This window comes from Bradyrhizobium sp. Kon56 (assembly GCF_055807635.1).
This window is the reverse complement of record NZ_JBVVOU010000043.1, coordinates 1-12733: the sequence shown is the minus strand read 5'-3', so window position 1 is coordinate 12733 and position 12733 is coordinate 1. Positions and strand designations below refer to the sequence as shown.

Genomic DNA, 12733 nt, shown 5'->3' with positions numbered 1-12733 from the left:
TAAAGGATTGAGCGATTATAGGAGGATTCATGAAACGGTACGTCACATCGTTCTTTGCTGGTGCTGCGTTGGTTGTATCAGCAGGAGCCGCTCATGCGCAGTCGGCCAAGCCAAATATTCTCGTCATCATGACCGACGATCTGGGCACCTGGAATGTGGGTGCCTATCACCGCGGCATGATGGGCGGCACGACACCCAATATCGACCGCATCGCGAAGCAAGGTGCGCTTTTCACCGACTACTACGCACAGCAATCGTGCACGGCAGGCCGCGCTGCTTTCATCACTGGCCAGACGCCGTTCCGCACGGGCCTCCTGAAGGTCGGCCTGCCGGCCTCCAAGCAGGGTCTTCAGGACAAGGATCCGACGATTGCCGACCTACTGAAGCCCCTGGGCTATGCGACCGGGCAGATCGGGAAAAACCATCTCGGCGATCGGAACGAATTCCTGCCGACGGTGCACGGCTTCGACGAATTCTACGGGATCCTTTACCATCTGAACGCGATGGAGGAGCCATACGAGAACGACTATCCGAAGGACCCGTCGTTCCGAGCGAAATTCGGGCCGCGCAACATCGTGGAGAGCAAGGCGACGGACAAGGACGATCCCACCATCGATCCGCGCTGGGGCCCCGTCGGCAAGCAGACCATCGTGGACGGCGGACCGCTGCCGCCGCATCCCGGGATGGACCCCGCAGCCAAGGTCAGCATGGAAACCGTCGAGCCCGAGCTGGTGCGCCGCTCGACCGATTTCATGGACCGCTCTGTGAAAAGCGGCAAGCCGTTCTTCCTGTGGCACAACAGCACGCGCATGCACGTGTGGACGCATCTTGCGGACAAATGGAACGGAAAAAGCGGTTATGGCCTTTTCGCTGACGGCATGATGGAGCTCGACTGGGAGGTCGGCGAACTCCTCAAGAAGCTGGACGAGCTGAATATCGCCGACAACACCATCGTGATCTTCACCAGCGATAACGGAGCGGAGATATTCACCTGGCCCGACGGCGGCAACCATCCCTTCAGGGGCGAGAAAGGCACGACCTTCGAGGGCGGGTTCCGCGTGCCGATGCTCGTGCGATGGCCCGGTGTCATCAAGCCGGACACGATAGTCAACGAGATCATGGCGCACGAGGACTGGATGCCGACTCTTCTCGCCGCCGCCGGTGCTCCGGACGCGAAGGAGAAACTTCTGAAGGGACTGAAGGCGGGTGATAAGACCTTCAAGAATCACCTCGATGGATACAATTTCCTGCCGTACTTCAAGGGGGATGTCTCGACAGCGCCAAGGCGCGAGGTCTTCTATTTCACCGACAGCGGGGAACTCAACGCCCTGCGCTATAACGATTGGAAAGTCAGCTTCAAGACGGTCGAAGGCAATCTCTTCAACGGCCATGAGGCAAGTACGAACGCGCCTCTCGTCACCAATCTGCGACAAGATCCGTGGGAGCGCTACCAGTCGCAGTCGATGGCGTACGGCAAGTGGTGGGGGGAGAAGATGTGGACCTTCCTCCCCGCGACCATCATCGTCGGCCAATTCCTGGAGTCGTTCAAGGAATACCCGCCGAGCGCGCCTCCCTCGAACTTTGGCGTGGACAAGGCACTTGCGGCACTGGAGCAAGGATCGCGGGGCGCTGGGAAATAACACAGGAGTAATCAGCTATCCTGGCAATGACGGGGTCGTCTGCACCCCAACCTCTCTCGTCTGAGGCATCATCGGAACCACGCGCGCGGGCGTCCGGGAGGCTCGCGCGCAGGCAAGCGATCGTTCGGAAAACGATGATTATGAGAGTTCGCCCCCCAGCTACATACCAGCCGTATAGCGGGTAACGAATGGTGGCGCGCAAAAAGATCAAAGCCGGTCAAAATCGCAGGCTTTCAAAGCGCCCGTCCGTATCGAGCCCGGCCGAGATCTCGACGGAGATCCAAAGCGACGGTGCCCGCCGCTGGTGGAGGTCGGCGATGGGAGCAGCGCTGGCGACGGTTGCCGTGCTCGCCGGCGGGCTGGCCTTGCTGCTAGTGACCGAGGGCGGATTCGTCTTCCCCAACGCTCTTCGCAGTAGCGGCGCGACCCCTGCCTTGGACTTTGTCGGCAGCGAATCCTGCGCAGGGTGCCACCAGGCCGAAACCGTATTGTGGAAAGAATCCCAGCACAGGCATGCCATGCAGCATGCCACAGTCGCTTCCGTGCTCGGCAATTTCGATGATGCCAGTTTCGACTATTTCGGCGTCCATTCGCGCTTCTTCAAGAAGGATAGCAAACTGTTCGTCGAGACCGACGGTCCCGACGGCAAGCTCACGACCTTCGAAGTCAAGTACACCTTCGGCATTGATCCGCTCCAGCAATATCTGATCGAATTCCCAGATGGCCGCATACAGGCGCTTTCAATCGCCTGGGACAGCCGACCGAAGGGCCAGGGCGGTCAACGCTGGTTTCATCTCTATCCTGATGAGGAGATCAAGCACGACGATGTACTGCACTGGACCAAGCTCAATCAAAACTGGAACTTCATGTGCGCGGAGTGTCATTCAACCGGCGTGCGGAAGAACTACAACGCGGCAACCGACCGCTTCGCTACCGCCTGGGCGGAAATCAGCGTCGGCTGCGAGACATGCCACGGCAAAGGCTCCCGCCACATCAGTTGGGCCCGCAGCCAGCGGAGCTGGTTTGGCAAAGATGATGACCCACGCAAAGGGTTGGCTGTTTTCTTGAACGAGCGCGACGGCGTCACTTGGAACTCCGATCCGAAGACCGGCAATCCGCAGCGCAGCGTCGCTCCTGCGATCACACGCAGGGAAGTTGAGACTTGCGGGCTTTGCCATGCACGACGCGGCGCGTTTTCCGAGGACTGGGTGCCCGGACACCCCTTGTCCGACACACATACCATCTCCCCCCTTGCTCCCGGCCTGTATCATGCGGACGGGCAGATGCACGATGAGGTCTACAACTACGGTCCGTTCAAGCAAAGCAAGATGTTCGCGGCCGGCGTGACCTGCAGCGATTGCCACGAACCTCACGCCGCCAGGCTCCGCACCCCAGGGGACAGCGTGTGCGTGCAATGCCATGCCTCCGACAAGTATGAAGTTGCCTCACACAATCGCCACGAAGGCGTGACGCCGGCGGTCACCTGCGCGTCGTGCCATATGCCTGTCAGCACCTACATGGGAGTCGACAAACGGCACGATCACAGCCTTCGAATTCCGAGGCCTGATCTTTCCGCAAAGCTTGGCACCCCCAATGCCTGCAACACTTGTCATGCCGACAAATCCGCACAATGGGCGGCCGACGCGATCGAGCGCTGGCACGGGCCGTTGCGAAAAGGTTTCCAGAACTACGCCGAGGCATTCCAGGCTTCCTGGACCGACCGAACCGACGCGGCCCTGCTGCTGGCTGCGGTCGCGGGCGGTCAGACAGCGCCGGCAATCGCGCGCGCAAGCGCTCTTGGCGAACTTCGTTCGCGGGTCTCGCCCACGAACATCGAGCTCGCCCGCAAGGGTTTGGTTGATCCCGATCCAATGGTGCGGGTCGGGGCGCTTGACATGCTCGAAGGCGTGCCAGGCGATCGCATCTGGCCGCTTGTCTCGCCTCTCCTCACTGATCCGAGCCGCGGCGTTCGTATTCGAGCGGTGTCGGTGTTGGCCGCCGTGCCTCCTGCCAACCGGCCCGCCTCTGACCGCGCCGCATTTGAACAGGCCGAGGCCGAGTTCGTTGCGGCGCAGCGCCTCAACGCGGACCGGCCCGAAGCCCGCTCGACCCTCGGAAGCTTCTATGCGCGGCGCGGGCTGACAGCGGATGCAGAGAGCGAATACAAAGCAGCCCTGCGGCTCAGTCCCCAATATGCGCCTGCCGCGATCAACCTGGCGGACCTGTATCGGCAGCTTGGCCGGGATGGCGACGGAGAGGGCATCCTCAGAACAGCCGTCTCCTCTTCACGCCAGGACGCCGGGTTACGCCATGCGCTCGGCCTCACTCTTATTCGGCAGAAGCGGCCGGACGACGCCCTCGACGAATTCCGCACAGCGACCGAGCTTGAACCTGACCGGTCGCAGTATGCCTATGTCTACGCCGTGGCGCTGCATTCGTCGGGCCGCGTCCATGAATCGATTGAGGTCCTGAAGAAGAACCTGGCCCGGCATCCCGACGATCGCGATATTCTGCTTGCACTTGCGACCTTCAGCCGCGATGCCGGCAACGTCGCGGAAGCGCTCGACTACGCCGAACGGCTGTCGCGGATCACGTCGAACGATCGAGGCGCAGCCGCTCTCGTGGACGCCCTTCGCCGTCAACTCAATAAACCCAGCGCACAATAAGTGCCGGTGGCCTTGAACACTATTGGATGAGGAAAGCAGCCATGGCGACCAGCCTATTCTCTGGAGGTATATAGGATACGCAAGCGCCGAGATGCGAATGAGCTAGGGCTTGGCGGGTGCGAGCCGCTTCAGCCGCAGCTTCGTGCTCTGGATGAAGATACGCCGTGGAGCGGCAGGGAACACCGTTCTCCTCCCTCCGATCAGCTCGGAAAGATTGGCGCGAAATGGCAAGACGACGCTGCGTGGAGGGATCATTCTGTACGCAATGATGCGGAGTGGGTTTGATCCTCACTGAACGCACGCGAGCGCGTGATCGTATCTGCAAGTAGTTTTACGAGCCGGAGCGTCAATCGGGCGTCATTTCTGCGGATGATGATTGCACAGGGGAGACCACCATGCGGGCAGCGCCTGGAAGCTCATCGAACGGGCCGATTTTTCTTTTTGTGGCCTCCGGCACGGTCGCAGAGGTCCGCGCCTGTCCATGCTGACGGATACCCCAACCGTCACCCAACTCTCGCAGGTTATTTCGCAGGCAGCGGCGCCCGCGTTTCTGCTCGGCGCGCTTGCCGCGTTCATCGCCGTGCTGATATCCCGTTTAAACAGAATCATCGATCGAACGATTTTCCTGAACGGGATCCCCGACAACGATGCGGCAAGGAGCCGGCTCAAGGCCGATCTTCCGCGTCTGGTTCGACGTGCAACCATGCTGAATCGGGCAGTCTTCTGGGCGGTTGTCGGGAGTATCTTGATCAGCATCCTCATTGTCGTTGCGTTCGTGACGGCGTTCTTTCATCTTCGACATGAGCACGGGGTTGCCGTCCTCTTCATTGTTTCCCTCGGTGCTTTCACGACGTCGCTCGTTGACTTCGCCCGGGAGGTGAGGATTGCACTCAGTGAGTATGATCACCATGGGTGAGCCGATGCATTCACGTAGCTGCCGGGTCGCCGCCGCGTGCTGGCCGCGGATGATGGCTGAACCGAAGCTTGCTGTGTTGCTACCAAGGCGAATTCAGGCCACTGGTGCCCCTTTGCCACAGCGACTTCAGGTAGTATGTGCTCAACCCCTGTCGCCTTGGCAATCCAGGGCAAGGCGGACGTAGACTTCATCTCTTTTTCATTTGGGGCAGACAAATGACACGGGACACATTCGAACGAAAATCTTGCAAAGGAAAATTCCGGCCTTGGCTCATCCGCTCAGGTCTCAGCGCTGCCGTGGCGCTGCTTGGCTGCATGTCAGAGGCGGCCTACGCCGACGAAGACGGCGTTTCGTACTGGCTGCCCGGTCGGTTCAGCAGCCTTGCTGCAGTGCCGGGGGTGCCGGGTTGGTCCATGGCTGAGGTGTACTATCACACCACGGTATCAGCGTTCGGCGCCACAGCGGCGGCCAGGGAAGTTCGGGTCGGCAGATTTCCTGCGACAGTCAACGTCAACCTGGACCTGCACCTCAATGCGCAGGCCGATCTCCTGCTGCTCAATCCCACCTACACCTTCGCGACGCCGGTGCTGGGCGGACAACTGGCCCTTGGCATAATCGGCGTGTTCGGCCGGTCGAGCGCCGACCTGAGCGGCACGCTGACTACAGCAATTGGACCGTTCGGGACAACTCGGACGGGAAGCATCGGCGACTCCATCACGTCGGTCGGCGATCTCTATCCCCAGGCGACCCTCAAGTGGAATGCAGGCGTGCACAATTTCATGACCTATGTTACCGGAGACATTCCGGTCGGCGCCTATTCGCCAACCCGCCTCGCCAACCTCGGTATCGGCCATGGTGCAATCGATGGCGGCGGCGGTTACACCTATTTCAATCCGCAGACCGGCCACGAATTTTCAGCCGTCGCCGGACTTACCTACAACTTCAAGAACCCCGACACCCAATACCAGAACGGCATCGACTTTCACGTCGACTGGGGTGCCTCGCAGTTTCTCTCCAAGCAGGTCTTTGTTGGCCTCGTGGGCTACGCCTATCAGCAGATCACCGATGACTTCGGGCAACATCCGGTGCTCGGTGGTTTCCGCTCACGAGTTCTCGGCGTAGGTCCGCAGGTCGGATACTTGTTTCCCGTTGGAGATATGCAAGGCTATCTCAACCTAAAGGCATATGGCGAATTCGCCGCAGAAAACCGGCCCGCAGGATGGAACACGTGGCTGACGTTTTCGATCTCGCCGATGGCGCCCGCCAGCACTGTCGCGCCGACCCGGCGAATGGCGACCAAATAGACCTCAGGCGACCCGTGTTATAGCAACGGGCTGGCCGGCTTGGCGTGAACGCAAATGGTGTCGACGGCGAGGAGATGACATCCATGTATAAGTTGCTTGCGTCAATATTGCTGGCTGCTTCAGCCGCTCTTTTCGGCCCATCCGTGCGGGCCCAACCGACGGCGACGCTGGTTGCAGCTGAAACGCCGCAGGAGATACTGGCAGCGCAGATCCGGATGCAGGGGTTTGCATGCGACATGCCGCTTGGTGCGGTGAGAGATAAAAAGCGCTCCAGGCCGGACCACGCCGTCTGGATCCTGAAGTGCCGCAACGCGACGTATCGGATCGGGCGCGCCGCCGACATGGCTGCGAAGGTCGAACCTCTCCGATGATCGTCCGGAATTCCTGAGTCCGCCCGCGCTTCAAGTAACGTAATTAATCGGTCAGATTGGCCCGCATCATCGGCAATGTCGCTGCGCCAGCATAGATCCACGGCCGTCCTGCGCCAAGTGCCACATGCCGGCCCGGACATACATGGTCGCCGATCGATGCCACGATCACAGCTTTCGCGTGCCGAGGCCCGAGTTTTTTCGGTCACGACGGAACGCCAAATGCATGCAATGCTGCCATCGCGATAAGCCGGCACAATGGGCCGCCGCTGCCATCGACGGCTGGTTCAGTTCTCGCTCTCACGGGGAGGCTTCGACGTCAAGGAACCAAGCCCAAGACGATCGCGGGCAACCTTCGGAGCAGGTCGCCCTCGTTTGCTCCAAGGATCTCTAGTGCCTGATCGCGTAAAGCGGCGTTCGGATCGTCAGCTGGTAGGCTGGCTTGGGCGCCCAGGCAATTTCGGCGGTCACGCCGAACAGTCGGTTATCGTTGTCATCCATCCGGTCGAGATCGAACCTCACGATCGGCTGGGTAAAAGATTGGAAGGGTGTCACGTTCACAAGCTGTGCCCCGCCGAACGATTGGACGCCGACACGGCCGGTGAACTTCCAGTTGTTGTCCCATTGATGATAACCGCCGACATAGCCGATGACGTTCGGGTGGACTCGCGCGCGCGGCGAATCGACTTCAATCCGGGTGTACTGGACGCCAGCAAGGAATCCTTTGGTCTCGTCCTTATTCAGCGCGTAATCGAACTCCAAGATGTTGTTAAATGAGGTAGTCGCAAGGGGCGTGTCCGGCACCGATCTTGTGTAAGTCGACTGCAGCGTCACCGTCGGGATCCATCCGCCATTTTGTTCATAGACGTCTGCCTGAACTCCCACATTCCAGCTGCTGACGGCGAACGTTGACCAGTCGGAGGTGGCGCTTTGTGTAGCGCTGGCGGTGACGCCGCTATACAAGGAGACCCGGTCGCTGACATCGACCGTCAAGGGAACATCTACCGAAATGCTCTGGCTCGCCGGTGACGACAGGAGAGGGAGGCTTTGAAGCGTTGGGGAGTTCGTGGGCCTTGAGAGCGTCTGCAGTGTAGCGAGTGCGCTGGACAAGGACGGACTGCTGAAGCCGATCGACAGTGTGTTCGCTGGAATCTTCGCATAGTTCGTCCGCAGGTCCAGGTAGATATTCGGCAGCACTGCCGTATTTGCCGCCCCGTCGTCAACCTCGCCGTTGTCGCTGCCCTTGTCCTTGCTCAGGGCAACGCTGGACAGACAAAGTGACGCAACCCCGGCGAGCGTTAGGCCGCAGACGGAGCGAACGAGCTTGACTCCCCGGCCCAACTGCACGGTACGGACAATTTGCTTGAACCAGCGCGCTTGCAACGGAATAGCCCCAATCCGGCTCGAGTTCTCAAGACGCTTACTAGAGAAGGAAGCTCTCCAAGCTCGCGTCCTTCCTGGAAGGCGATAGACCAATCACCCTGCTACCATTCGAGCGCAGGTCAGGCAGTACCCGTAGAAGCGCACATTCTGGACAAATCGAGGCCGGACGCGACTAGGGACATGCTGCGTTTCTTCCTCAATCATTCGCTTGCTGGTTAGGCGAGCTTTGCGGCCGAGACCGGGGGCCTGATTCGCCGGTCGCCAGATCTCCGGTTTGGCCGAAGGGTACAGCCGGTCGGTGGGAGTGCCTGAGCTCATCACAAACGGCCTTTGATGTGGCTGCTGGCGCCAGTGCTCTCAGGCCTCGCTCGGTCCGGAGAAGATCGATGGCGATGGCGTCGTGCGCGGCACCGGGAGCGGCCGCTCGGTTGCTCCGGACCGGGACGCCGGGTTGCTCTTCGCCTCGTACCGCTTGGCGAGATCCAGCAACCGACGGCAGGTGAACGGATCGGCCTTCTGGGCGATGGCCCGGACCCGCTGGGCGAGACCCTGGTAGAATTCCTGCTCCATGACGCACCTCGCAACATCACTGCTCTCAGTTGAGTAGCCTACGGTCGCCAAGTCAAGACGAGCCGGTGCACCCGGGTGTTGCCACCGCGCGACCGCAACAACCTTATGGCGTCCGGCTTTCCTCGGATGAGGAATTGATCTAGCCCGCAGAAAGCAGCTGTGGAGGACCAGAGAAGCCACGCAGAAGCAATTTGAGCATGAGGAGCTAGTTTGCCGCCCAAGGGGCGATTGCTCATCATACGTGGCCTTATTTCGCTTCATCAGGATGTTACCCGAACGCGGATCTCGGCTGGTATCCGCACATGGTGTGCTCGCGATGTCGGCGTCAGGGCCGCGGTCGAGGCGAGCAGTCTAAACCCGCAGTCCGATCAGCTTTGAAACAGTCAGCACTACTTGAAAAAAGATTGGCCTGCTCCATGGTGGGCTCTGAGCGTCGGTCCGGGGGTTGCTCAAATGAGCTCTGCAGGCGCTCCCGAATTGATAATTATATGATAAGCTGGGACAAGCTATTAACGTACAAGCGGTCCGATGCCAGCCCTGCGCAAACCCAGCCACGAGATGGTGGCCCAAGCACTTGCAAACGGCAAAACTCAAGCTGATGCGTATCGCGCAGGTGGTTACACGTTCCAGCCGGCGAACGCTCACCGACTGTGCACCAGTCGCGCAGTAGTGCATCGTGTCCAAGAAATAGTAGCTGAGCGCGTCGCCAAAGAATCGAGGGTTCGAGAGCTTGCGATCGAGAAGGCTGCTTTGACCGATAGTTGGATCATAGTTCGACTTCGGCACACCATCGACATGGCGATACGTGGGCTGCCGGTGTACGACGAGCATGGGCGGCAGCTTACCACTCCAGATGGGTCGCCAATTTTTCGGCCGGATTTAGCGCAAGCGAACAGCGGTTTGCGAACGGCGGCACAGATCCAAGGTATGCTGGTCAAACGTCATGAAATCGGGGAGCCGGGACAGTTCAATCGGATGACCGATCAGGAACTGGAGAGTTCTTTGATCGAGGCGTCCAAGGCGCTAGGATTTTCTGACGAGGTCATTCAGGATGCGCTGAAGCAAAGTTAGTCATCGATCGTACCTAGGTGGACAAATGATGAATGAGCCCTTGGAAGTTGTCGACTCGTCGGGCCTCTTGGACGCCGACTGGTCTGTGATTAATAGTTGGCGCCAGGTCTTTCTTAACAGCGGGCTAGATGGCTTAGCGGTGACTATCGATGCGCTAAGCGCTAGGGATGGTGCTCAAAGTGGGCGCATTCTGATGGCACTCTTCCCAAGCATTGTCCCTGGGATCATTAGAGACCAGCTGGCTAGCAAAGGCATTACTCAACAGGACCTACTCGATGCCATCCGTGAACTGGAAAGTCCGGCCCGAGAGCAATAGCTCCTGACTTGTCGAATCGAAGCTTAAATTTGACCAGTGTGCGTCGCCGCGAGTTTGGCATTTCACTTGATTAGAGAGACGCAACAGAGTTGCAGGGAATGATTTGGCAAGCAGCAAAGTTGGCGTCCAGATTTTTCACCCGGCAATGCGGGGTAGTATAGCTTCAGACGTGATCAAAAGCACCTTGGGCGCTTGTCAACCCTTGAAGGCTTGTGAGGGCGCAGCCATCCGGGCCCCTCATGCTTACCGCCTACACGCAGGTCTCTCTGAACCGCGATGCCCGAAGTAGCTGGTCGTTGGGTCCAGGCTCGGGTCCAAGAGGTTCGGTTATGTAAAAAAAGCAAACGAGTGCTGGGCTTTGCGCTGTTGGCGCACCGGTTTGCAGATCCGATGGCATCTCTCCCTTCAAGTAAAAAAGGTTTGCGCGGCCTCCTCACACTGAGCGGGTGCGTCCGAGCGCTCGACGAGCGCGCGAGCTTGTAGTGTCCTCGCAAGCTCATCGGCACGCGACGGGCGGGCCCGAGCTTGGGTTGCGATCATCGGAGACCTTCGCCGCCTTCGAAGCGGGGAGCAGCCTCGCGCTCAACGCGCCTTCTGGCCGTAGCGCGTCCGGCGCCAAACGAAGGAAACCACGAGCTCAGTTGGTTCGGTCGCCGGGCCTGGCCTTTTTGGGTGAAGCAACACCTCGCTCCCGCTGGGCTTGGAGGAGCTTCAGGTTCGATCCCGTTCTGCTGGTCGAACTTCCTGATCCGAGTTGGACATGTTCCTCATCGGTCCTTGGGTCGCGGTCCAGACGCCGGTGCTAATCTATTCGGACAGCCCAGGGCACTCAGAGTAGGCGTATTGCCCGGAGAGCAGGTCCCGGATGATCGTCTCGACGTCGGTATCCTGCTCGTCGGTCTCGCGCCAGGAACAGCCGACGCGGGCGCCGAAGTCTTCCAGGACCAGATAAATTTCCCGATCGAGCCGATCCAGCGGCACGATGGACGGCGCATGACGCAATTACTACTCAAAGAGGAGCAATCGCGCGGCTGGAGCCTGTGGAGATGCAGCCCTCAGGAGGTGGCACCGTTCGGTCAGCGCAGCTATCGACCCGGCCTATTGCCGGCCCCACTATCGGCCGGGACAGTGGACGCCTCATTGTACGCTTGGTACTCGCATCATTGATGGAAGGCGCCATGACGCCATCGCCTTCGCGGGCTCCTTCAACCGAAGCATCTCGGTGTTGTTCGACGTTGCGGACTGCGTCGTTTTTCCACCCGTGCGGGTAGTTGCAGAGCAGAAGCTGCCGGAGGGCGCGCCCTAGCCTTGAGGGCAGCTTCTCGCTCATCTCGGGCCTCCCGACCCACACCGGTCATGTCCGCTCGCGGTGCTTAACCGGAAGTAAGCGGCCGGGATGCCGATAGGCCGCTTGTGACCCAATGTATGGTCCGGCCGCGCGTTGCAAGAGGTTTCGGCAACCTGGCAGATGCGGTCTTGCATCAATGTATCCGGCCTCTGATTGGAGCATGTTGTGCTCCGGGCCATCATGGGCATCACCGCGCATTCGAGCTAATTAGCGGACAGGCCTCGAACGGGCCATTCGGGTCACCAGTGTTCGCATGCGCCGGGAAGACCGATCCTCCATCGTTGTCTCATTCCTCTCGCAGGCCTCGGCGGGTAAGGGATGTTGGTTACGTCATCGATCGCACCTCACCTCGTGCTGTTCCCTAGTTCGTGCCTGGCGGTCGTTCCTTTGTCCCGGCCTGCGCGCGCAGACGCGCCGCGCGCAAGGGCCGTCAAGGCCGGCCGTCGTGCTGTCCTGACGTCTTGTCTACCCCGGTCAGGCCGCGCCTTGATGGCCCCGAGCACGGTGCGAGGATCAGGCAGCTCGGGACGCCGTCTCCTCCGTGTTGACGCACTCGAAGGCGCGTCCCTTGTTGAGAACCGCCCAGGCGATCCGGGCGAGGTTGTTGGCGAGCGCAATCGCCAGCACGTTGTGGTGCAATCGTTTCTTGGCGGCTTCGATCCAAGATTTGAGGCCATAGCGCTCCCAACCCTTGACCTTGATCAGCACAACCCACGCGGCCTGCACAAACAGCGCGCGCAGGTAGCGATTTCCGCGCCTTGATATCTTGCCGAGGATCGTGCGGTCGCCGGTCGATATCTGCTTCGGCACCAGTCCAAGCCAGGCGCCGAAGTCGCGGCCTTTCGAGAACACGTCTCCAGTGCTGATCGCAGTCACCATCGCGCTCGAGATGATCGGGCCAATGCCGGGCACCGTCATCAGTCGCTCGCAGCCTTTGTCTTGACGGGCCAATGCTTCGATCTCGCTGGAGAGGTCCTCGATACGCTCATCCAGCCGGCGCCAGTCGCCCGCCAGATCCTCGATGATGCGCAACATGCGAGGCGAGAGCACATCGGTGCGCGTCGCGAGGATACCCGGCAACTCGGACCGCAGGGAGCGCAGGCCTTGCCGCACGGCGATGCCCCGCTCCAGCAGGAACGCACGGATCTGAT

Annotated in this window: 10 protein-coding genes; 6 read left to right on the top strand and 4 right to left on the bottom strand. The window is 60.2% G+C overall.

The genetic code is table 11. The features are described 5' to 3' along the window. Positions 1–29 precede the first annotated feature (29 nt). From AC0L3B_RS35080 to AC0L3B_RS35060, 5 genes are all read left to right on the top strand, one after another. Complete coding sequence (locus AC0L3B_RS35080) at positions 30–1640, top strand: arylsulfatase (RefSeq protein ID WP_085361766.1); 1611 nt, start codon at positions 30–32, stop codon at positions 1638–1640. A gap of 188 nt (positions 1641–1828) precedes the next feature. Further along, the gene (locus tag AC0L3B_RS35075) at positions 1829–4306 is read left to right on the top strand and encodes a tetratricopeptide repeat protein (RefSeq protein WP_473382083.1); all 2478 of its coding nucleotides are present in this window, start codon (positions 1829–1831) and stop codon (positions 4304–4306) included. Positions 4307–4787: 481 nt separating this feature from the next. Next, on the top strand, positions 4788–5222 hold the full coding sequence (locus AC0L3B_RS35070; RefSeq protein WP_085383363.1) for a DUF2721 domain-containing protein: 435 nt from the start codon (positions 4788–4790) through the stop codon (positions 5220–5222). Positions 5223–5536: 314 nt separating this feature from the next. Further along, positions 5537–6526, top strand: coding sequence for a SphA family protein (locus AC0L3B_RS35065; protein ID WP_473382126.1), 990 nt, complete (start codon positions 5537–5539; stop codon positions 6524–6526). Between the two features lie 83 nt (positions 6527–6609). Beyond that, positions 6610–6897 (top strand): hypothetical protein, encoded by a 288-nt coding sequence (locus tag AC0L3B_RS35060; protein ID WP_473382077.1) that lies wholly within the window; start codon positions 6610–6612, stop codon positions 6895–6897. Between the two features lie 387 nt (positions 6898–7284). Here the strand turns inward: AC0L3B_RS35060 and AC0L3B_RS35055 are convergent, their stop codons facing one another. Together AC0L3B_RS35055 and AC0L3B_RS35050 are read right to left on the bottom strand one after the other, a co-directional pair. Next, positions 7285–8277: a hypothetical protein gene (locus AC0L3B_RS35055; RefSeq protein WP_473382074.1), complete on the bottom strand. Its 993-nt coding sequence runs from the start codon at positions 8275–8277 to the stop codon at positions 7285–7287. A 357-nt stretch (positions 8278–8634) separates the two neighbouring features. Beyond that, entirely contained in the window at positions 8635–8847 is a 213-nt protein-coding gene (locus AC0L3B_RS35050) for a hypothetical protein (RefSeq protein WP_085383354.1), read from the bottom strand. A 528-nt stretch (positions 8848–9375) separates the two neighbouring features. Here AC0L3B_RS35050 and AC0L3B_RS35045 point away from each other — a divergent pair. Then, entirely contained in the window at positions 9376–9918 is a 543-nt protein-coding gene (locus AC0L3B_RS35045) for a hypothetical protein (protein WP_473382067.1), read from the top strand. A 1123-nt stretch (positions 9919–11041) separates the two neighbouring features. Here the strand turns inward: AC0L3B_RS35045 and AC0L3B_RS35040 are convergent. Beyond that, positions 11042–11236 carry a hypothetical protein gene (locus tag AC0L3B_RS35040; protein WP_473382137.1) on the bottom strand — a complete coding sequence of 65 codons (195 nt, stop codon included), beginning with the start codon at positions 11234–11236 and terminating at the stop codon, positions 11042–11044. Between the two features lie 859 nt (positions 11237–12095). Continuing rightward, a partial coding sequence (locus tag AC0L3B_RS35035; protein WP_473382064.1) for an IS110 family RNA-guided transposase occupies positions 12096–12733 on the bottom strand: 638 nt, incomplete at its 5' end.